At 63.3% G+C, this 22,738-nt stretch carries 16 protein-coding genes; all 16 read left to right on the forward strand.

Features of this window, described 5'->3' with window-relative positions:
- Position 1 precedes the first annotated feature (1 nt).
- The 16 genes from tssF to ACOOHP_RS11360 all read left to right on the forward strand — a co-directional run bounded on the left by tssF (position 2) and on the right by ACOOHP_RS11360 (position 22,716).
- Positions 2-1,873: a type VI secretion system baseplate subunit TssF gene (tssF, locus tag ACOOHP_RS11285; RefSeq protein WP_420466523.1), complete on the forward strand. Its 1,872-nt coding sequence runs from the start codon at positions 2-4 to the stop codon at positions 1,871-1,873.
- Entirely contained in the window at positions 1,849-2,883 is a 1,035-nt protein-coding gene (tssG, locus tag ACOOHP_RS11290; protein ID WP_420466524.1) for a type VI secretion system baseplate subunit TssG, read from the forward strand. The genes tssF and tssG overlap by 25 nt, the downstream gene beginning before the upstream one ends.
- A 41-nt stretch (positions 2,884-2,924) precedes the next feature.
- Positions 2,925-5,657: a type VI secretion system ATPase TssH gene (gene tssH / locus ACOOHP_RS11295; protein ID WP_420466525.1), complete on the forward strand. Its 2,733-nt coding sequence runs from the start codon at positions 2,925-2,927 to the stop codon at positions 5,655-5,657.
- A gap of 29 nt (positions 5,658-5,686) precedes the next feature.
- A complete protein-coding gene (locus tag ACOOHP_RS11300; RefSeq protein ID WP_420466526.1) occupies positions 5,687-6,475 on the forward strand; it encodes a hypothetical protein in 789 nt (262 codons plus the stop codon).
- Between the two features lie 56 nt (positions 6,476-6,531).
- Positions 6,532-7,896 (forward strand): hypothetical protein, encoded by a 1,365-nt coding sequence (locus tag ACOOHP_RS11305; RefSeq protein ID WP_420466527.1) that lies wholly within the window; start codon positions 6,532-6,534, stop codon positions 7,894-7,896.
- 63 nt (positions 7,897-7,959) lie between these two features.
- The gene (locus ACOOHP_RS11310) at positions 7,960-9,282 is read left to right on the forward strand and encodes a tetratricopeptide repeat protein (protein ID WP_420466528.1); all 1,323 of its coding nucleotides are present in this window, start codon (positions 7,960-7,962) and stop codon (positions 9,280-9,282) included.
- Positions 9,283-9,498: 216 nt separating this feature from the next.
- Complete coding sequence (gene tssI / locus ACOOHP_RS11315) at positions 9,499-12,303, forward strand: type VI secretion system tip protein TssI/VgrG (protein WP_420466529.1); 2,805 nt, start codon at positions 9,499-9,501, stop codon at positions 12,301-12,303.
- Positions 12,304-12,351: 48 nt separating this feature from the next.
- Positions 12,352-14,967, forward strand: coding sequence for a DUF2169 domain-containing protein (locus ACOOHP_RS11320; RefSeq protein ID WP_420466530.1), 2,616 nt, complete (start codon positions 12,352-12,354; stop codon positions 14,965-14,967).
- Between the two features lie 9 nt (positions 14,968-14,976).
- A complete protein-coding gene (locus tag ACOOHP_RS11325) occupies positions 14,977-16,029 on the forward strand; it encodes a pentapeptide repeat-containing protein (RefSeq protein ID WP_420466531.1) in 1,053 nt (350 codons plus the stop codon).
- A gap of 35 nt (positions 16,030-16,064) precedes the next feature.
- The gene (locus tag ACOOHP_RS11330) at positions 16,065-16,730 is read left to right on the forward strand and encodes a DUF3540 domain-containing protein (protein ID WP_420466532.1); all 666 of its coding nucleotides are present in this window, start codon (positions 16,065-16,067) and stop codon (positions 16,728-16,730) included.
- A gap of 9 nt (positions 16,731-16,739) precedes the next feature.
- Positions 16,740-17,141, forward strand: a complete 402-nt coding sequence (locus tag ACOOHP_RS11335; protein ID WP_420466533.1) for a DUF4150 domain-containing protein — start codon at positions 16,740-16,742, stop codon at positions 17,139-17,141.
- An 18-nt stretch (positions 17,142-17,159) separates the two neighbouring features.
- Positions 17,160-17,489 carry an FHA domain-containing protein gene (locus ACOOHP_RS11340; protein ID WP_420466534.1) on the forward strand — a complete coding sequence of 110 codons (330 nt, stop codon included), beginning with the start codon at positions 17,160-17,162 and terminating at the stop codon, positions 17,487-17,489.
- Between the two features lie 139 nt (positions 17,490-17,628).
- Positions 17,629-19,479: a type VI secretion system-associated FHA domain protein TagH gene (gene tagH, locus ACOOHP_RS11345; RefSeq protein ID WP_420466535.1), complete on the forward strand. Its 1,851-nt coding sequence runs from the start codon at positions 17,629-17,631 to the stop codon at positions 19,477-19,479.
- Between the two features lie 45 nt (positions 19,480-19,524).
- The gene (tssJ, locus tag ACOOHP_RS11350; protein WP_420466536.1) at positions 19,525-20,019 is read left to right on the forward strand and encodes a type VI secretion system lipoprotein TssJ; all 495 of its coding nucleotides are present in this window, start codon (positions 19,525-19,527) and stop codon (positions 20,017-20,019) included.
- 35 nt (positions 20,020-20,054) lie between these two features.
- Complete coding sequence (gene tssK, locus ACOOHP_RS11355; protein ID WP_420466537.1) at positions 20,055-21,389, forward strand: type VI secretion system baseplate subunit TssK; 1,335 nt, start codon at positions 20,055-20,057, stop codon at positions 21,387-21,389.
- Positions 21,390-21,402: 13 nt separating this feature from the next.
- Positions 21,403-22,716, forward strand: coding sequence for a DotU family type VI secretion system protein (locus tag ACOOHP_RS11360; RefSeq protein WP_420466538.1), 1,314 nt, complete (start codon positions 21,403-21,405; stop codon positions 22,714-22,716).
- Positions 22,717-22,738: the final 22 nt, after the last annotated feature.

The following is a 22,738-nucleotide window of genomic DNA, read 5'->3' on the forward strand; positions in this document are numbered from 1 at the left end:
TATGGACCCCAGGCTGCTGAGACACTACAACACCGAGCTGGCCCATCTGCGCGAGATGGGCGCCGAGTTTGCGCGCCAGTTCCCCAAGGTGGCGGCCAGACTGGGGATGGACGGCATCGACGTATCCGACCCCTACGTCGAGCGTCTGCTCGAAGGCGCGGCCTTCCTGACTTCACGCGTGCAGTTGCGTCTGGACGCGGAGTTTCCCCGCTTCACCCAGCGCCTGCTGGAAATCGTCTATCCGCAGTTGCTCGCGCCGATTCCGTCGATGGGTGTCGCGCGTTTCGAACCCGACTTCAACAACCCGGCGCTGGAAAAGGGATTCAAGGTGCCGCGTGGCACCGGCCTCCGCAGCTTGCTGGGCAAGGGCGACACCACCGCCTGCCAGTTTCGTACGGCGCAGGACGTGACGCTGCACCCGCTCCAGGTGTTGCAGGCGCAGTACTTCACCTATGCCCCCGACCTGCCTTTGCAGGGCTTGCCGGTGGCCACACCCATCAAGGGCGGCCTGCGTCTGCGTTTGGGTACCCGCGAAGGCCTGAGCATTTCCAAGCTCAATCTGGACCGCCTTTCCATTTACCTTTCCGGTGCGGAAGACACCGCCTATCGTCTGTTCGAACTGATCCATGCCAGCGGACTGGGCGTACTGGGACTGCCGACGCAAAGGCCTTCGCCCTGGTTCGAGTTTCTGCCGTCCCGACATATCGAGCACCGTGGCTACCAGGATGCGGACGCTATCCTGCCCCTCAGCCCGCGCGGATTTTCCGGTTATCGCCTGCTGCAGGAATATTTCTATTTTCCGCAGCGATTCCTGTTTGCCGAGTTGACCGGGTTGTCGCGCATCGCGCGTCGCTGCGAGGGGTCCGAGCTGGACTTGGTCATTCCCTTCTCCCGCAGCGATGCGGCGCTGGAGTCGATGGTCGATGCCGAGCAGTTCAGCCTGTTCTGCACACCGATCGTCAACCTCTATTCGCGGCGCACCGACCGCATCCCGGTTGTCCCCCACGAGCACAGCTTTCATGTCGTGGTGGATCGCACCCGCCCGATGGATTTCGAAATCCACACGGTGGAGAACGTCGTTGGATTCGACGAGGGCAACCAGAACGAGCGCCGCTTCCGGCCGTTCTACGAGGCCTACCCCGCGGTGCCCGACGAACAACAGGCGTATTTCAGCGTACAGCGCGAACCGCGACTGCTGTCGACCAATCAGAAGATCAAGGGTTTCCGGTCCACCTATATCGGCAGCGAGATCTTTCTGTCGCTCGTGGATGGTGCCGAAGCGCCTTTTTCGGAGAGCCTCAAACAGCTGGCGGTGACCGCGCTGTGCACCAACCGCGACCTGCCGCTGCACATGCCAGTGGGTCTGGGGAAGACCGACTTCACGCCGGATCAGACCCTGCCGGCGCCCACCATACGCTGCATTCGCGGGCCCACCCGACCACGTTCGGTGATGCGGGAGCAGGACAACAGCTGGGCATTGATCAGTCATCTGTCGCTCAATTATCTGAGCCTTACCGATCAGGACCCCCAGCGTGGGGCCGCCGCGCTGCGCGAGCTTCTTGCCCTCTACGCCGGACAGGACGCCGCGCTCGAAAAGCAGGTTGAGGCGATCCGTTCGGTGCAGGTGAGGCCCCTGACGCGACGCTTGCCCATGCCCGGGCCGATCGCCTTCGGCCGCGGCCTCAGGGTTGAACTCGAAGTCAACGACATGGGCTTTCAGGGTGCCAGCCCCTTCCTGTTCGGCACGGTCATGGAGCAGTTTCTGTCACGCTACGTGACGCTCAATTCCTTCACGGAAACCGTGCTGCGCACCAGTTCGCGCGGCGAGATCATGAAATGGGTGCCTCGATGCGGCGTGCGCGAGATCCTGTAGCGCTGCTGCGCGAGCTGGAGTCGGCGCCGTGGCGGCACGACTTTTACCGCACCCTGCGCGAAATCGAGTGCGCCTACCCCCAGCATCCGCGCATCGGCTACGCACGGCGTCCCCAGGACGAGCCGGTGCGTTTCGGCCAGGACCCGTCGATGAACTTTGCGCCGTCCGTATTCTCGGCGCTGCGCCCCGGTAAATCCGGCGCCCCCCCCCGGCTCATCCAGCAGTTTTTCGGCCTGTTTGGGCCTAATGGCCCTCTGCCCCTGCATCTGACCGAGTTCGCGCGGCGGCGCATCATTCACCACCGCGACGGCAGCTTTGTACGCTTTGCCGACCTATTGCATCACCGGCTCCTGACGCTGTTCTACCGCGCCTGGGCACAGGCGCAGCCGACGGTGAGCTTCGACCGCCCCCAATCGGACCGGTTTGCCAGCTACGTCGGCAGCTTTGTCGGCATGGGAACGCCGAGCCTGCAGCAGCGGGACGCCGCCGGCGACCATGTGCGCTTCTATTTTTCCGGAATCCTGTCGCGTTCTGTGCACAACGCGGAGGGTCTGCGCACCATCCTGTCGGGATATTTCGGTCTGCCGGTGAAGATCGTCGAGTTCGTCGGCCACTGGCTGCGACTGCCGGCCGACGACCTGACCCGCATCGGCACGCGAACGGCGGGTTGCATGCTCGGACAGGGCACGGTGCTCGGCAGCCGGGTGTGGGACCGGCAACATCGTATCCGCCTGTCTTTTGGCCCCTTGAGTGCCGCGCAGTTCGAAGCTTTGCTGCCGGGGGCCGGCATGCTCAAGCGTCTGGTGGCCTTGATGCGCCACTACCTGTGCTTTGAACTGGACTGGGATTTGCAACTGGTGCTCGACAGAGCGCAGGTGCCGAAGGCGCGGTTGGGCGGCAGCACCCGGCTGGGCTGGTCTTCATGGATCGGAAGCCAGACGCGCACCCGCGACGCGGATGAATTGGTATTGGACCCGGAACGCCTGATCACGGCGGGCGGAGCCGGATAAGCACAGCGATACATTTCGAATCACCAACAAGGAGCGTTGCGATGGGAGAGATCAGCAGACCGGCAGTGTTCGGCAAGCTCAACAGCTTCGCCTACAAGGCCATCGAGGGGGCGACCGTGTTCTGCAAGCTGCGCGGCAACCCGGTGGTGGAATTGGATCACTGGGTCGCCCAGGTGCTGCAAAGCCCCGACAGCGACTGGCATCGCATCATCAAACACTACGGCCTGGACAGCTCGGTCATCGCCAAGGACCTGACCACGGCGCTGGACCGCCTGCCGCGCGGCGCCACCTCGATCTCCAACATCTCCGATTCCATCGATACCGTGGTCAAGGAGGCCTGGCTGTTCGCCACGCTGGGCTTCGGCGAAGGCGCGATCCGCTCCGGGCATCTGCTGCTGGCGATGACCAAGCGCCCCATGCTGCGTAGCGCGCTCAGCGGCATCTCCAAGCAGTTCGACCGGATCAAGTCCGAGGATCTGGCCGAGAATCTCGACAAGATTGTCGGCGGCTCGCCCGAAGACGGGCTGTCTGCGTCCGATGGCTCCACCCTGGGCGGGGCCGGCTCACCGGGCGAAGCCAGCGGCGCCATGGCGCCGGCGCAGATGGGCAAGCAGGAGGCGCTGAAGAAGTTCTGCACCGACCTGACCGAGCAGGCACGCAGCGGCAAGATGGACCCCATCGTCGGCCGCGACGACGAGATCCGCCAGGTGGTGGACATCCTCATGCGTCGCCGCCAGAACAACCCCATACTCATCGGCGAGGCGGGCGTCGGCAAGACCGCCGTGGTCGAAGGCTTTGCCCAGCGCATCGCGCGTGGCGACGTGCCGCCCTCGCTCAAGGACGTGAAACTGCTGGCACTGGACATCGGTCTGCTGCAGGCCGGCGCCAGCATGAAGGGCGAGTTCGAACAGCGTCTGCGCTCGGTGATTGACGAAGTCCAGGCCAGCGCCCAGCCCATCATCCTGTTCGTGGACGAAACCCACACCCTGGTCGGTGCGGGCGGCCAGGCCGGCACCGGTGATGCCGCCAACCTGCTCAAGCCGGCGCTGGCGCGCGGCACCCTGCGCACCGTCGGCGCCACCACGTTCGCCGAATACAAGAAGCACATCGAGAAGGACCCGGCGCTGACCCGCCGCTTCCAGAGCGTCACGGTCGACGAGCCGGACGAAAAGAAAGCCATCCTGATGATGCGTGGCGTGGCCAGCACCATGGAGAAGCACCACAAGGTGCAGATCCTGGACGAAGCGCTTGAAGCCGCGGTCAAGCTGTCCAGCCGCTACATTCCCGCGCGCCAGTTGCCCGACAAGTCGGTGAGCCTGATCGACACCGCCTGCGCGCGCGTGGCGGTGAGCCTGCACGCCACGCCGCCGGAAGTCGACGACACCCGCAAGCACATCGACTCGCTCAATACCGAACTGGAGATCATCGGCCGCGAGAAGACCATCGGCATTGATGTGGCTGAACGCGAAACCGAAGCCACCGCGCAGCTCGAAACGGCCAAGGAGAAGCTGGCTGGTCTCGAACAGCGCTGGGACGAAGAAAAAGCCCTGGTCACGCAGTTGCTGGATCTGCGCGCCAAGCTGCGCGCAGGCGGCAAGCCGGTGGAAGGCACCGGCAGCAAACTGGAAGCCGCGGCTGAAGGGGCAGCGCCGCCGCCGCCCGAAGTCACCGCGCTGACCGACGAAGAACGCGCCGCCGCCCTTGCAGAACTCAAGGACGTGCAAGCCAGGCTCACCGACCTGCAGGGCGAAAGCCCGCTGATGCTGCCGACGGTGGACTACCAGGCGGTGGCCAGCGTGGTCGGCGACTGGACCGGCATCCCGGTCGGGCGCATGGCGCGCAATGAGATCGACACCATTCTCAAGCTGCCGAAACTGCTGGCCAAGCGCGTGATCGGTCAGGACCACGCCATGGAGATGATCTCCAAGCGCATCCAGACCTCGCGCGCCGGGCTGGATAACCCGCAGAAACCCATCGGCGTGTTCATGCTGGCCGGCACCTCGGGTGTTGGCAAGACCGAGACCGCCATCGCCCTCGCCGAGGCCCTCTACGGCGGCGAGCAGAACATGATCGTCATCAACATGAGCGAGTACCAGGAGGCGCACACGGTTTCCTCGCTCAAGGGTGCGCCCCCCGGCTACGTGGGCTATGGCGAAGGCGGCGTGCTGACTGAAGCCGTGCGACGCAAGCCCTACTCGGTGGTGCTGCTCGACGAAGTCGAAAAAGCCCACCCCGACGTGCATGAAATCTTCTTCCAGGTTTTCGACAAGGGCGTGATGGAAGACGGCGAAGGCCGCGTCATCGACTTCAAGAACACCCTGATCCTGCTCACCACCAACGCCGGCACCGAGATGATCGCCGGTCTGTGCAAGGACCCGGAGCTGATGCCCGATCACGAAGGCATGGCCAAGGCCATCCGCGAGCCGCTGCTGAAGATCTTCCCGCCTGCCCTGCTCGGTCGCCTGGTGACGATCCCCTACTACCCGCTCAGCGACGAAATGCTCGGCGAGATCGTCAAACTGCAGCTCAACCGCATCAAGAAGAGGATCGAGGCGCGTTACAAGATTCCGTTCGAGTACAGCGAGGATGTGGTCAAGCTGGTGGTGTCGCGCTGCACCGAGAGCGAATCGGGCGGCCGCATGATTGATGCGATTCTGACCAACACCATGCTGCCGGATATTTCACGCGAGTTTCTCAATCGCCTGATGGACGGCAAGCCGATTGAGCGTGCACGAATTGAGGCTGACGGCGCGAACTTCAAGTACACCTTTTGAGCGCTATCGCATCGGAGTAGAGAATCGACATGTACCACATCCTTTATGAGCACGATCACGCCAACCGTGCCAAAGCGCTGGATGACAATCAGGGCAGGGCGCAGTTGGTGCAGGATCCCGTCGTCAAGGTCGCCGGTCTGAAGACCCTTATCCTGTGGGGGCACGGCAACTCCGGGCTCTTTTGCAACCTGAGTCCCGGCGACCTGGCCGACAAGGTAAAGGAATGGAAATCGAAGAACAGCGGTATTGACTCCGTCGAGATCCTCACTTGCAACTCGCGGCATGCCAAAGCCGGAACAGAACCTTATGTCGATCAATTCAAGCACAAACTCGGCTTCTTCACCCGAAGAAAGCTCACCATCAAATCGCTGCCCGTCCGCATGGGAGTGAACGGGGTCAACGGAGATTCGATCCTCTTCGCCGACTACAAATCGAAGACGTGGTGCTACCTGACCTCCTCGGAAAGTACCTTTCATTACGCCAAAAACGTCTTCAAATCGGTCTGCGAGAACATGTTCGGCGACGATGCGATCGATGCCGCGGCGTACCTCACCAACACGCCCCCGCACGACATCAGGAAAGATGCCCTAGGGAATGCGAAGGTCGGTCAGTTCCTAATCAAATGCAAAGTCAACAAGGTCGAAGAATTGCACGCATCGGGCACGGTGCATGGGTGGACGAACGTCGACAAGTTCATGACGGACTTTCGCGAGATGCTGAGCATCCCTTCCTTCCGTAGGGCGTTCGTGACTTCCAGGCCGTTTACGCTCAATTATGGAACCTTTGACTATCTTCGAAAGTCCCTCGTCGCAGTCTAATCATCAGAAAAACCCCGACCCCGAGGTCGAGTTCACTCAAAGGGAGGTAACCCGCTATGACACCCAAAGAGCGATTCGCTGAAGCGTCGTATCGCGCTAAATTTGTGAAGGTAAATTGGACCGCTCCTACGGGAATTGGCCTTTTCAATGCCAGTTACAATGTGGATGCTTGCGAAATGGATGTGACCTTCAAGGTCTTCGTGGAGTTCGCCGAAACTCAGATGGTCAAATGGACCGATGAAGAAAAAATAAAGTGGAAGGAACAGGCTTTCTCTACGATTTCCACCTTCTGGAGCAATCGATTCATCTTCCAATGCACGAAGAAGGGCTGGGAGGACATATCTGCTTCGGTGAATGTCAATTTGGTGTCGACTCCACTCGCTCAAGCCCACTTGCATCTCAAGGTCGACAAATTGCCCGACGACTGGCCAACTTCTGGCGGTGGGGTCGGGTGGCAAACTCCACCGATATGCGCGCTTGACAACAAGGCACTGTATCCAAAGGATCAGCGGAAAATAAGAGAAGGCATCTTTAATCTGAGGGTCTATCAGCTTGAACAGGGTTTGATCGACAGGGGGGTAGGCTTCATTCCCTTCGACAAGAACAGCGGTACGTTGTCACCCGAAGCGAAGGGCAAACTGTTGGATTACGCCCGCTTTGTGCATCGCATTTCGACCAGCGATGTGAAGGGCATCCAACTTGTTGTCTATGGGCACACAGGCGGCACTGACGGGCACTTCAACGTCGGCTTGGGCAAGAAGAGAGCCAACGAAGTTGCGAATGTCCTGAAATGCGTGTTGCGGAACGAGGATGTCTCCCTCGAGGTAACCGATTCTCCAACTCGGAAAAAAGGATTAAAGGCGAAGATCCAGGAAACGATAGCGAGTCACGGCGGAAAAAATACATCCTCCACCTCGATCCAGGGCGTGTGCATCGTCGTCCGAGTGCCCAAGGACGTGGATCATGCGGCCGAGATGAACTACATCGTCCTGTGTCATGAATTTGGCCATATGCTCGGGTTGCCGGATGAATACATGGGACGGATGCATCCCCATCTGACCGACCGCGCGAATGCGGATAGCCTAATATCGAAAACCCTGCAGCTTGCGGCAAAACAGGGCGATCCAGCCACGTGGGATTCATCCGACCAACGAAAGCGTGGTCAGCAAGCTGGGATGTCAGACCTGCTGGACCAAAATCCTGCTGTGAGGGCTCCCACGTTCCTGAGCGCAGGTGAGCTGATCGGAAACTCCGCTGTCGGGTCCGCCAGCATCATGTATGGAGGAATGGAGGTCATGCCGGCACATTATTTGACGTTATGGGCCTGCTTGGTCGAGATGACATCCAGCCACATCGGTCCAGCGGAATGGAAGATCGTTCCCAGCCCGCATAATCGGACCGCAATCAGATATTTCAGATAAGAGGGTGGAGAGGTCAAGTGATCCCATTCGCGATGAATCAGCAAGTCCAAGATCAAACGGCACATGGGCAGGCGTAAGCAGCAGGTCACGCTGACGCTTGCCGGCGCAATCGAAATGGTTCGCGAGCTGCATCACGCTCGCCAGAACATCGAAGCCAAGCGGCTATGCGAGAAGCTGGTCGTACGCTGGCCGCAAAGCGCGGAAGGCTGGAACTACCTGGGCATGTTGCAGTATCACAGCGACGAACAGGTGGCGGGCATTGCGTCGATGAGGCGGGCGCTGGAAGTATCGCCCGACTACGCCGCTGCTCATGGCAATCTGGGGAACATGCTGCTGCAACAGGGCCGAACCGGCGAGGCGCAGCATCACCTGCGCCGTGCGCTGATGTCGGACCCAGAGGCCTACCCTCCCCGAATCGCACTCTCAGCGCTGCTGCGGGCGTTGCAGAATCTGGACGAGTCCGAGGCAGTTCTGCGGCCGGCGTTGGAGCAGATGCCAGAGAGCGGCCACGTCCAGCAGACCTACGCCAATCTGCTCGCCGTCCGTGGCAAATATGATCTTGCCATCAAGCACTATCGGCTGGCCGCCAAGTTCGCACCGGATATTGTCGAAACCCATTTGCGTATCGCCCTTGCGATGGCCTACTCGGGCAAAGTGGAAGAAGCGCGTGAGATGTGTCGCAGCGCCCTGGAGCGTAATCCTGACGACACCGAGGCCCAGCACATGCTGGCGGCCATGGGTGGGTCGGATGCTCCTGCGCGAGCCCCCGACGAGTACGTAAAGAAGCTCTTCGACGGTTTTTCCGACAGTTTCGATGCCAAGCTGGCTGACTTGGAGTACAAGGCGCCGCAGCTGCTCGCGCAATTGGCTGGAGAGCTGCTGGGTCCGCCCCAAGCTAGCTTGAAAGTGCTGGACGCGGGATGCGGAACCGGGCTGCTGGCGCCGCTGATCCGAAGTCATTGCTCAATGCTCGAAGGCGTCGATCTGTCGGCCGGCATGCTGGCCAAGGCCAAGCCACGCCAGCAGTACGACGCCCTCTACGAGGCCGAGCTCACTGCGTTTCTGCGTTCCCGAAGCGGTGTCTACGACCTGGTGGTCAGCGCCGACACCCTGTGCTACTTCGGCGCGATCGAGGCCGCCTGCGAGGCCGCTCACGGCGCCCTGCGGACCGACGGGTGGCTGCTGTTTTCCGTGGAGAACAATGAAAGCCAGGACCATGGCTATGCGATCCAGGTCAGCGGCCGCTACGCGCACCGGCAGGACTACGTGGAGCGCTGCTTGGCGCAGGCGGGATTCACGTCGATCACGGTCCGCAAAGAGAGCTTGCGCACGGAACTGCAGAAACCGGTGGCCGGGCTGCTGGTCGCGGCGAGAAAAGAGGCGTAGCCGAACCTGCCGCCGACGCAGTTGGTTCGTGACATTCCTCACGTCCGCACCGCGATTCACGGCCGGCGACCCTTCCTCCCGCCCCGCACATGACTGATAGTAGGGCATCGCCAACGGAGGTCGGCACGCGCGCCAATTCAGGAGCCTTGGGCCCGGGATTTCGAGCAGCCACGATCGACTCCGCAGCAACCAGTTCCGGTATTGAGGGTTAAACACATGGCCACTTTCAAGCTGAACGCGGCATCGACCAGCAATCGCTGGCTGGACATCGAGGCGCCATCGCCCAAGGGCAGTCTGGTCATCGAGAGCGTGTCCGGAAGCGAGACCCTGGGCCGGCTGTTCGAGTACGAGGTGCTGGCGCTCAGCAACACGCCGGACCTGTCATTCGACGACATCCTGGGCAAGCATGTGACGGTGCTGATGGAGGTGGACGACGGGGGCCTGCTGCCGCGGCGCGCCATCGACGGCCGCGTGGCACAGATTGCCATGCTGGGTGCGGTCAGGAATTTCGACAACCTGTACCGATATCGCCTCATCCTCCGGCCCTGGCTGTGGATGCTGACCCGCACCCAGGATTGCCGCATCTTTCAGAAAAAGACGACGGAGGCGATCCTCAAAGAAGTGTTCGAAGATCACACCGATGTCGATTTCGACTTCAAGCTGACCGGCCAGTACGCGACTCGCGAGTACTGCGTTCAGTATCGCGAGAGCGATTTCGACTTCATCAGTCGGCTGATGGAAGAAGACGGTATCTACTACTTCTTCAAGCATGAGCCCGGCAAGCACACGCTGACGATCTGCGACGGCCCGAGCAACCACGAGTCGGTGGGCCTGGTGCGAATGCACAACGACGACGACCGGCCCGGCATGACCGATCCGCGCATTCACCAGTGGACGGTGAGAGGCGAGATCCAGCCGGGCGGCTTCGCCATGCGCGACTACAACTTCGAAACGCCCAGCCTGCCGCTGGATGCGGTGTGCACCATCGAACAGGCGCACAGCGAAGCCAAGCACGAAGTCTTCGACTATCCGGGTCTCTACGACGAGGTTCGCGACGGCGAGGACGGCGAAAAGCCGGAAGGCGTCGGCATTGCGCGCAAGCGGCTCGAAGAGATCCAGGCCGGGTATCAGATCGTCGAGGGGCGCGGCGATTCCCGGCTGCTCGTCTGCGGAGCGTTGTTCACACTGACCCATCATCTTCGCTTCGATCAGAACAAGGAACATCTGGTGGTGTCGTCGCATCTGGAGGCGGAGAACAATCTCCCCGAGATGGACGTGCCCGCCTCTTTCGACTGCCGCTTCCGGTTGCTTCGTGCCGACATGCAGTACCGCAGCCCGCGCACCACCCGCCGACCTGCGGTTCAGGGGCCCCAGACCGCAGTTGTGGTGGGCCCCGACGGCGAGGAGATTCACGTCGACGAATTCGGCCGCGTCAAGGTGCAGTTCCACTGGGACCGTCGTGGCAAGCACAACGACGAGAGTTCCTGCTGGGTGCGGGTCTCGCAGATCTGGGCCGGCAAGAATTACGGCTGGATGACGGTCCCACGCATCGGCCAGGAAGTGGTGGTGGATTTTCTGGAAGGCAATCCCGACCGCCCCCTGATCACCGGACGGGTCTACAACGCCGAGCAGATGCCGCCCTGGGCCCTGCCCGCCAACAAGACCCAGTCCGGGATCCTCACCCGGTCCAGCAAGGGCGGCACGCCCGACAACGCCAACGAACTCAAGTTCGAAGACGAGAAAGGCAAAGAACTGATCACCATCCACGCCGAGCGCAACATGAGCCGCTCGGTGGAGGTGGACGACTCGATCAACATCGGGCGCGATCAGATGCACGTGGTCAAGCGCGACCAGAGCAACGTGATTCAGCGAGACCAGAGCACCATCGTGCAGCGCGACCAGTCGCTGGCGGTGACCAACAACCGCGCCATCCACGTCAAGAACAACGAGACGCACATTGTCGATGTGGATCAAGCGATCAAGATCGGCGGCAACCAGGAACTCAAGATCACCGGCAATCAGGCGATCAAGATCGATGGCAAACACAGCATGGGAGTTGCCGGCGATATTGAAACGTCCACCGATGCCAATCGCAAAGACAAAACGGCGGGTAACGAAAGCCGATCAGTGACAGGCAATCAGTCGGTCGCGGTCACTGGAAACGTGGAATACAAGGCAGCGAACATCACATTCGAAGCCGGTCACATCGCGATGAACGTCACCGGCGGCAGCTCCTACGTGGTCAGTGCGCCGATCGGCCCGTACTCGATCATGACCAACAAGTTCAATCTGCTGAGCAACACGGATGCCTCGATTCTGGCGGTTGGCAATATCAATCAGACGTCGATGGGTAACAACACGACGGTCATGGGCAGCAACTCAAGCGGATATATGGGATCGGCCAGCGATACAAACATGGGCCTTGCGCGCAACACCTTTATGGGGCTGGCGTTGGAGACGTTCATCGGTGCCAGCATCAGTAATACCTTGGCGGTACAGGTTGACAATGTAGCTGCGGCACGTCTGACCGCCGCGGTTGGCGTCGCGATGGAAATGGACTCCATGAAGATGTACCTACCCGCAGGGTCTGCTGCAGCCGCAGGCCAGACGGTGGCAGGACCCGTTGCGACCGCAGTGTCGATCGGAGCAGCTTTAGGGTTTGCAGGTTGGGGAATTGGCGCACTGCTACTTGGTGCCAAGGAGCTAGGAGACCAGTACCGGGAGGCGAGAAAGGAGTTGAAAGAAGCCGCACAGGCCGCCGCCGACGCCGGGCATCCAGGTCTGGCTGCACGGTTGAATCGCCTTTCGGAAACCGGGAGCGCCGGTGGCGGCGACGGCGATTCCGGCCCGCAGGACAGCGACCACATCACCGCCACCGACAAGATGCATGCGCAAGACACCAAGTACGGTGTGACGCCGACGGCGGGCAGCGACGGCAGTAAGGAAAGTGCCGCTGACTACGAGCGCAGAAACAAGCTGGATGGCCCCCACACGAATCGTTCGGACGACAACAAATCGTGAGCAGAAACGTCCTGACATGGCTCGGTTGCTGGAATAACCTGGCTGCCCATGCAGATCACTAAGCCTCAATGTCTGGGGCTATCGTTCCGCCCCATGGAGTACCGCAAGCGCTTCGGCCTTTGCGTCTCCGGATATCTGCACGTCCCCTTCCAGCAGTCGGAACAGGGCACGCTGTGGGGCGAGCAGTCGATGTGGAACCTGATCACCAAGGAGATGGAGACGCCGCTGATCGATGAGGGCATCTCCAAACTGACCTCCGAGTTCCTGGTGCACGGCTACGCTTATCCCACTGCCGAGCGTCGCGACGCCGTTGCGGTACGTGCCCGACTTGGCAGCACCGAGAAGACCCTGTTCGCGTTCGGCGATCGCTGGTGGGACGGCAAGACCGTATCGGCACCCCAGCCGTTCGAGCGCATGGCGATCGAATGGAAGAACGCCTACGGCGGCCCGGACTTTCCGCAGAACCCGGTCGGCAAGGGACGCGCCGAGATCGACGGGGTGCGCTGGCTGCCCAATCTGGAACTGCCGGACTCGCGACTCAAGACCGCGGATCAGGTCATCGAGCCAGCCGGATTCGGCATGCTGGACGTCATGCACCCGCAGCGCGCTGCGCTCCGCGGCACCTACGACGACGTCTGGCTGAAGGAACACTCACCGGGTTTCGCGCCGGACCTGAACTGGAAGTACTTCAATTTCGCGCCGCAGGACCAGTGGATTTCCGGCACCTTGCGCGGAGACGAAGAGTTCGAGCTGGAGAATCTTCACCCGACCCGGCCGCATATCCGCGGCAATCTGCCTGGGTTGCGGGTGCGTGCCTTTGTCGGGCGCAAGCCCGCGGCCGGCGATGCATCCGGTGCCCGCATGCGCGAAGTCTCGATGCAGCTCACCACCGTGTGGTTTTTCCCCCATGCCGAACGCATGGTGCTGGTATATCACGGCCTGACCGAGGCCTTGGAAGACGATGCCGGCGATATCCACCAGCTGCTCGGCGCGGTCGAACGCCTCGGCGAGCAGCATCGCAAATCCGACGAGCACTATCTGGCGGCGCTGGAGCGTCGCAGTGTCGGTCCGGACGCCATCCTGTACGCCCTCTGCGACACCGATTTCCTGCCCGAAGGCCTGGACGCGGCCGATCCTTCCATGGAGGCTCAGCAGGCTTCGATGAAGCCCGAAGGTCTCAAGGAAGATGCGGAGTTGCGCCGCGCCCAGGTGGATGTGGCCATGGCGCAGGATCTGGTTCGATCCCGCGGCCAGGATCCGGACGCGCTGGGAATCAAGATGCCGCAGCGCGAAAAACCGCCGACGCCTCAGGAAATGCCCGCCTACGTGGAAAAGCTGCGTCAGCAGATGGAAGAGCAGCGCTGGGCTGCGGTTGAAGACATGGTCACGCAGGCCGAAAAAGTGGTCGAGGCGGTCCAGGTGATGAAGCAGAAGAAGCTCGACCCCGCCGAGCTGGTCCATCGCGGCCCGCCCAAATTCACCGCCGACGCTCAGCTCCGGGAACTGGACGACCTGCACTCCCGTGCCGGCAAATCCTTCGACCGGGCGGCGGTGGAACCGAAGTTGCGCCTGCTGGAAATGAGCAAACGCGACGACTATCGCCAAAGCGCTCATCTGCAGCATCCGGCGCGACCGTTGACCGGCGAAGCCGCTCTGGAACGGCGCCGCGAGATCGAGTTTCTGCTGTCGCGGGATTTCCGCCGCTGGCCCGGCATGGACCTCACGGGCGTGGACCTTTCCAACCTCGATCTGCGCGGGGTGGACCTTACCGGCGCCTGGATGGAAAGCGTCGATCTGACCCACAGCAATCTGTCGCGCGCCAAACTCACTGGCGCGGTTCTTGCCCACGCCAATCTGCGCAGCGCGCTGCTGATCCGCGCAGACCTGACCAAGGCCAATCTGGGTTCGGCCCGGCTGGAACGCACGGTATTCGATCAGGCCAACCTGACCGAAACCAATTTCATGCGCGCCGATATCAAGAAGGCTGACTTTCGCGGCGCGCGGATGCCCTCCGCCCAGCTACTCGAAAGCCGGTGGGCTGGCGCCGATCTCAGCCGCGCCGCGATGGCGGGGCAGATTTTCTACAAGCTGGATCTGAAGGGCTGCGAATTCGCCGATGCGCAACTGGCCAACTGCAATTTCATCGAATGCGATCTCACCGGGATCGATTTCAGAGGTGCCGACCTGTCGTCCGCCAGCTTCGTCACCTGTGCCGCCAACGGTGCGATATTCGCTTCGGCCAAGATGTCCGGCGTCGTATTCGTGCAGAACACCACGCTCAAAGGCGCCGATTTCTCCGCTGCCGTCCTCAACGGCGCCAATCTGGGCGAATGCGATCTGACCGGTGCGCGTCTGGTTCGCGCCGTGCTGGACGAAGCCAATCTGGGGCGCGCCAACCTCAGCGCCTGCGATGCCCGCCTGGCCAAAGCCAAGGGTGCCCTGCTGCGCAAGGCGGTGCTGTGCCACGCCAACCTGTCCGACGTGGATTTCAATGGCGCCATCCTGCATAACGCCGACTTGCGAGGCGCGGATCTGCGCGGGGCCCACCTGTTCAACGCCGACCTGTCGCGGGTGGTCCTGGACACCCACGTCAGGCTCGAAGGCGCGGTGATGGAGCGCGCGCGCACCTATCCGCGTCACCGCCCAGCGGCGGCCCCGGCCTGAGCACCGCCCATGGACGCCAAACTGCTGGCCATCGCCGTCACCATGGGGGAACCCATGGAGGGCAAGAACTTCCGGGGCAAGGACTATCGCGGCGGCTTTCTCGCCGGGGGCGTATTCAGCGGCTGCGATTTCAGCGGTGCTCTGCTGCAGGACGCCGATATCCGCGAAGCCGTATTCGATCAGTGCGTGCTGACCGGCGCGCAACTGGACCGGGCCAATCTGCGCAAGGTCACGCTGAACCGATGCACTCTGGACGACAGCGTCATGCACAAGGCCAACCTCATCGGAGCGGTGGTCAGCGAGTGCTCCCTGCAGCGCGCCCATCTGGCGGGGGCGCAGCTTGCGATGGCGCTGTTCTCGCAGTCCACGCTGGATCATGCGCAGATGGCGTTCGCCGATCTGGAATCCACCAACTTCACCCGTTGCAGCTTGAAGAACGTCTGCGCCGACGATACCCGTTGGGTTCATGCGGGAATTCTGGAAAGCGATATCGAGGGGCTGAGCTGGGAGCGCGCAAGGATGAAGCGCACCACTTTCTTCAAGACCCCGCTCAAGCGACGTTCCTTCGTCGGTCTACTGCTGGAAGGATGCCAGCTCAACAACACCAGTCTGGAAGGTTCGAGTTTCACAGGAGTGTCGTTGAAGCAATGCAACTTCAGCGGCTCCGACCTGAGCGGATGCGATTTCACCCGTGCCCAGGCCCCCAATGCCTTGTTCTGCGGCGCCTTCGGCAAGCAGGTACGATTCGCGGGCGCCAATTTGCAGCAGGCTTTGTTCACCAAGGTGAAGTTCGAGGAGGCCTGTTTCGACGCATGCAACCTGCACCAGGTCCACTTTGCGGAAGCCCAATTACCTCGCGCCTTGTTCCGCAACGCCGACCTGACCTACGCCGATTTCAGCCAAGCCAATCTGCAGGCGGTCGACGCCAACGAGGCCATCATGTTCAGAACCGTTCTGCATCGCGCGCTGACCGACGATGCCCGGTTCAGCGACCGTGCGCGCGCCCTGCAAACCGACGCCCAGAAGGCGGCGGCCGAACAGTGGCAGCCGGCGCGCGCATGACATCCGGATTACCAAAAGACTTTGTGGAGCCCATCATGACCACTACCGCGCTGCCCCCACGCAACCGCACTCGCACTCCTGCCGCCAGAACGCCGACGGCAGTACCGACGCCGGCCAGTCATTGCGTCGGCATCGTCACCGCGGTGGAGCAGGCCCGCTACACGGTGACCAGCGGCACGCTGGTGGCGAGCGCAAGGCGCGCCTCGAGCTGCCTGCTGGAAGTGGCGCCGGGCGATACCGTCGCCTGCCTGCAGGTGGCTCCGGACGAGCTTTGGATTCTGGCGGTCCTGCAGCGCGAGGAGGGCGTCTCCACGGTGCTGCGCTGCCAGGGCGATACCCGGTTCGAAGTCCAGGATGGGGCGTTGAGCTTTCATGCACCGACCTTGCACCTCGAAAGCCTGAAGATGCAGATCGATACCCATGACGCCGAGATCACCACCGAGCGCGCCCGCCTGGTCGGCCGCGAACTGACCCTGGTGGGCACTGCGATCAAGGCGATCGGGTCGGCGCTGCATACCGTGTTCGATCGGGTTTCTCACTTCAGCAAACAGCACCAGCGACGGACCGATGGGCTTGATCGGGTCAGCGCCACCCATCTGGAACGGCGGGCCGACCAATTACTGCAGCTGTCCGGCGAGCACGCCCTGATCAATGGCGACAAGCTGGTCAAGACCCGCGGCAGCCAGATCCACTTCGGCTAGGAGCACGACATGTTCGCCAACACCCAGATGATGGGAACCGACATGGCATTCCCGGACGTATGCCTTACGCCAGCGCCGCCAGCGCCGGCGCCCATCCCCATCCCGTATCCCAATGTCGCGATGGGCCCGATGGCGATCCCGAACGTGCCGACCATCCTCATCATGGGGATGCCCGTGCACAACATGGCCACCACCATCCCCATGACCAACGGCGACAACCCCGGTGTGGCCCTGGGCGTGGCCTCCGGCACCGTCATGGGTCCGAGCCGCCACCTGACCGGGGCGTTCACGGTGCTGTACCTGGGACAGCCGGCGACCCGCCTGACCAGCATGTCTCTGCAGAACAGCACCAATGCGCCGGGATGCCGCATCGTGCCCAGCCAGCCGTTGGTCCTGATTCTGGCCCCTTGAGCCATGGTCAGGATCGAGGTGATCGCAATCGACGGTGCGCTACCCAACCCGCCAGTGGCGGTGGAGATCGGCCCGTCCGGCGGCACCATCGGGCGTGCGGCAGACAACCACCTGAGCCTGCCGGATCCTGGCAGGACCCTGTCACGCGTGCAGGCGCAGCTCCTGGACAGACAAGGGGTGGTCAAACTGGTGGCGCGGGGCACCAATCCTCTGATCGTCGACGGAACGCCGCTGGAGATCGGCGAAGAAGTGCCACTGCTCGAACAGGCCACCATCGAGATGGGCGCCTACCGTCTGCTGGCATTGCCCTCTGCGGGGTATCGACGCAGCTCAGCGGTGGGTCCGTGATCCAGGCGACATGCCGTGCCGGATCCGGGACGCGGAAAGTGTCGCAGACAATCGTGACGCAGATCCCCAAGCGCGCGTTACCAGGGCAGGCCTGTGGCCGTAAACTCTCGGCGACACCAGAGCCAGGGGGACGTACCGGGTGATCACCGTCGGAATTGTTCGAGTTGAAGGCAGGCCGCCGCCCGCGGCGCAGGCGGTGCGCTTCGACGAATTGGGCGGCACCATCGGCCGCAGCGCCGACTGCACGCTGGTGCTCACGGACGACAAGCGTTCCGTCTCCCGGGTGCACGCCACCGTGAGCCACAACGGCGGTCAGTTCCTGATCACCGACCAAGGCACCAATGCCCTTCGCGTCAACGGGAACGCCCTGGGCAAGGGCAACAGCGCGGCGATCAAGCCGGGCGATCAGATCAGCATCGGCCCGTTCGAACTCGAAGTCAGCAGCGGCGCTCCGCAGGCACCGACAGTGGCCGACTCGCCGCTGCTGGGTGCCGCATCGTCGACGCCCAGCGCGGGCAACAATCTTTTCGACGATCTGCTCGGGGGACCGGCGGCGGGTGGCGGCGCGCAGGCCAACGATCCCTTCGCCGATCTCGGATTCTCGCCTTCGGCTGCGCCGCCGTCTCCCCCGCCCTCATCGTCCCCCCCGGGCGGTGGCCTGCCGGACGACTTCGACCTGATGGCGCCACCGCCGGCCTCTCCCGATTCGGAGCTGCCGCTGGGTTCCGAAATTTCCGACGATGCCTTCAGCGGTCTGCATTCGAGTCCCGATGCACCGGGCTCCGGCAGTCTGGACGCAATGTTCGGCCTCAGCTCCGGTTCCCCTGCCGAGCCATTTCTCGACGGGCCTCTGGGCAAACCGACCGGCACACCGGGCAGCCATGACAGCGGCATCACGCAGTGGCTAGGCAGTCCGCGCAAGGCGACCCAGGACGCGGTGGCCGACGATGTAGCGGAGATCAATTCCCCGTTCATCGCACCGCCCAGCGCCAGTCCCGCCAGCCCACCGCCGGAACCGCAGGCCCCGCCGGCGTCGGCTGCGCCGAAAGCGACCTTGCCGGATGTCGACCTCGACGACATCTTCGGTCTTCAGGCCGGCGCCGCGGACACGCCTGCCCCGGCCTCGACCGGACCCACTTCACCGCCCGCGCCACCGGCAGCGGTGGATTTCGATTTCGACGCGCCCGCGCCGTCCCGGGAATCTTCGCCACAGGCTTCTCCGGGCGACCTGCTGTCGTCGCCTCCAGTGCCTGCACCGGAGCCCGCACCGTTGTCGCCGGCACCCGTTGCCGCGGCACCGGCGAACCCGCCCGTCCCCACGCGCAGCTACGAACGGCCACCGCCGCCGACTCCGCAGGCCGCCGCTCCGCCTGCCCTGCCCGCCGACCGCGCCGAGTTGCTGGAAGCCTTGCTCGCCGGTCTCGACGCACAGGATCTGGTGATTGATACGCTGACGCCGGAGCTGATGTATCGCATCGGCAAACTGATGAACGAGTCCACGGCCGGCACCATCGCGCTGCTCAATGCACGTGGCACGGTCAAGCGCGAGATGCGTGCCGACGTCACCATGATTGCCAGCGGGCGCAACAACCCGCTCAAGTTCTCGCCGGATGCACGCTTGGCCCTGCGCTACCTGTTCGGGCCGCAGATGCCTGGCTTCATGGGCGCCGAAGAGGCCATGCGCGATGCCTATGCCGACCTGCGCGCCCATGAGTTCGGCTTCATGGCCGGCCTGCGGGCAGCGCTGTCCGGAGTACTCAAGCGTTTCGATCCCACCCTGCTGGAATCGCGTGTGCCGGAAAAGGGTGGCCTGGGCATGCTGGGCGGCAACCGTAAGGCCAAGCTGTGGGACATGTTTGGCGAGCTGTACCGACAGCTGGCGCTGGAGGCCGAGGAGGACTTCCATGCGCTGTTCGGCCGCGAGTTCCTGCGCGCCTATGAAGAACATGTGGCGGCGCTGGAACGCCAGCGCCAGAAAAAAGGCCCGTGACCGAACCATGATCCCCACCGCCTCATGCCAATCCCGCCTCCAGTCATGAACCTTCCCCGCCTGCGCGCATTCGCGCTAATCGCCGTCGCCGTGCTGGTCCTGTCCGCCTGCGGTGCGCGCAAACCCGACGAGCCGCAGCCAGCGCGGCTGGATCTGGCCATCCTGGCCGGCGCCGACATCAATCCCGACGCCGATGGCCGCCCTTCCCCGCTGCTGATACGCCTGTACGCCCTGCGCGCCAAGGATGGTTTTGCAGCTGCCGACTTCTTCTCGCTGTTCGAAAAAGACGAGCAGATGCTGGCGGCGGATCTGGCCAAGCGCGAGGAGTTCATCCTGCAGCCCGGCCAGACCCTGACCCTGCCGCGCGAGTACGCGCCCGACGTGACCTTCGTCGGCGTCATGGCTGCCTATCGCGACGTCGAGCGATCCACCTGGCGCGGGTTGCTGGCGGTACCACCCGGGGCCAACGGCGTGCTCGCGGTGAGCGCGGGCGCCAATTCCATCGAGCTGTCGCTCGAAGCGTCCGGCAAAGAAGAATAAACCCGGACTTCGCACACACACTGGATCCGAGCACCATGTCCTGGAGCAAGAAAGTCGTCTGGTCGGAGGGCATGTTTCTCCAGCCGCAGCATTTCCAGCAGCAGGATCGTTACCTGGAGCGCACGCTGGAGAACCGGGTGGGCGAGACCAGCGCCTATCCCTGGGGCTTTGCGCATCTGGTGATCGATGAGGCTGCACTGGCGCTGGGCAAGGTCAGCCTGACCGCCGCGCGCGGCGTGCTGCCTGACGGTACACCCTTCGATTTTCCGGACAGCGACGACGCGCCACTGGCGCTGGAGATTCCGCCGGACTCCAAAAGCGAATTGCTGATGCTGGCGGCTCCTGCGCGGCGCCACGGCTCGACCGCAGTGGATGCCGACGGCGAAGACGGCGCCAGCTTCGCGCGCTATCGCGCCAGCGACCTCGAGGTCACCGACCACAACAGCGGCTCGGAAAGCAGCGCGCCGTTGCGGGTGGCCGATCTCAAGCTGCGCCTGCTGCCGGCGCGCGAAAAGACCGACGGCTGGGTGACCCTGGGGGTGACGCGGGTGCTGGAGCGGCGCGCCGACAACCTCGTCGTACTGGACCGTCAATACATCCCGCCGACGCTGGCCGTCTCGGTCAGCCCCGTGCTGTCGGCGTACCTGCAAGAGATCGAGGGCATGCTGCATCAGCGCGGCGAAGCGCTGTCTTCGCGCCTGGCCCATCCCGGCCGCGGCGGTGTGGCGGAGATTTCCGACTTCCTGTTCCTGCAGACCGTCAATCGCTACGAGCCGCTGATCGCGCACCTGCGCGGCATCGGTCCGCTGCACCCCGAGCGTCTTTATCAACTCGGCGTGACCATGGCGGGCGATTTCGCCACCTTTCGCGACAATCGCCGGCCAATCGCGTATCCGCGCTACCTGCACCCCGAGCCCGAAAAGTGCTTCCCGCCGCTGATGAAGGAATTGCGCGCGAGCCTGAGCGTGGTGATGGAGACCAAGGCGGTTCCCATCGAGCTGCAGGAACGCAAGTTCGGCGTGCGCGTGGCGGTGATACCCGATCAGGATCTGGTCCGCACCGCCGGCTTCGTGCTGGCGGTCAACGCGCAGGTGCCGGCGGAGCAGTTGCGCGTGCGCTTCCCCGCGCAAGTCAAGATCGGGCCGGCGGAAAAGCTGCGCGACCTGGTCAACATGCAGTTGCCCGGCATCGCGCTCAAGCCGCTGCCAGTGGCACCGCGGCAAATCCCGTTTCACGCCGGCTTCAATTATTTCGAGCTGGAGCGCGGCACCGAATTGTGGAAGCAGCTCGAGCGCGGGTCCGGACTGGCCATGCATATCGCAGGCGAGTTTCCCGGGCTCGAGATGGAATGTTGGGCCATCCGTTCATAAGGCATAGACAGCCATGGCAACCGATCCGGACGATCCTTTTGCGCCGCGCAGCGACGATCGCACCATCATGGTGCCAACCCCGCGTCGGCCCCAGTCCAAGGCACCGGATACCCCCGCCCCGCGGCCTGCCGCGCCACCGCCCGCGGCGCACGCTCCGGCGGCGGCTGTCGATCTGCCGGATGCCGTCGGTGCCAATCCGCTGCTGGCGGCCGCGACGCCGATCCTGGATCTGATTCCGCAGCTGCGAGGCTCGGTGCAGGCCGATCCCAACGCCGTCAAGAGCAGCCTGATTGCCGGCATCCGTTCGTTCGAACAGAGCGCGCGCAAGGCCAATCTGGCTCCGGAAAAGATCGTGGCCGCGCGTTACGCGCTATGCACGTTCGTCGATGAAACCGCGGCCAACACGCCCTGGGGCGGTTCCGGTCAATGGAGCGCACAAAGCCTGCTGGTGAGTTTCCACAACGAAGCCTGGGGCGGCGAAAAAACCTTTCAGCTGCTGGCCAAGCTGGCCGAGAACCCCGGCGCCAACCGCGACCTGCTGGAACTGCTGGAAGTCTGCCTGGCAATGGGTTTCCAGGGCCGTTTCCGCGTGGTCGATAACGGCCAGGCGCAGCTCCTGCAGGTACGCGAACGCCTGTTCGAAGTGCTGCGCCGCGAACGCGGCGACGTCGAACGCGAACTGAGCCCCAATTGGAAAGGCGCCGCGTTCGGGCAGAACGCCATCATCAGCCTGTTCCCGTTGTGGGTGGTGGCGGCTGCCACGGCGCTGATCCTGACTCTGACCTTCGTCATCCTCAGCACCGTCCTCAATCGCAAGTCGGACCCGGTGTTCGCCAGCGTGCTGGGTATCCAGGCGCCGCAGGCGGAGGGGCGCGTTGCGGCGCCGGCCCAGAAACCGGTGCCACCGAGATTGCGTGGCCTGCTGGCCGAGGACATCGCCGCTCAGTACGTGGACGTGGGCGATTACGACGACCGCAGCGTGGTCACCATCCGTTCCGACGGCTTCTTTGCGCCGGCCAGCAACACCGTGCCGGACAAGATGGTGCCGCTGATCGACCGCATTGCAGAGGCGATCAATCAGGTGCCCGGCAAAGTGCTGGTGATCGGTCATTCCGACAACGCGCCGATCCGCTCGGTGCGCTTCCCTTCGAACTGGCACCTGTCCACCGCGCGCGCCGAAACGGTGGCCCAGCGCATGGCACGCATCGTCGACCCGGCGCGTATCCGCTCCGAAGGCCGCGCCGAATCCGAACCCATCGCGCCCAACGACACGCCGGCCAATCGCGCCAAGAACCGGCGCGTCGAGGTTCAGGTGCTGGTCGACTGAGCTTGCACTCCACGCCACCCGG

The sequence above is a fragment of the Panacagrimonas sp. genome (assembly GCF_965216805.1).
Taxonomy (GTDB): domain Bacteria; phylum Pseudomonadota; class Gammaproteobacteria; order Nevskiales; family Nevskiaceae; genus Panacagrimonas.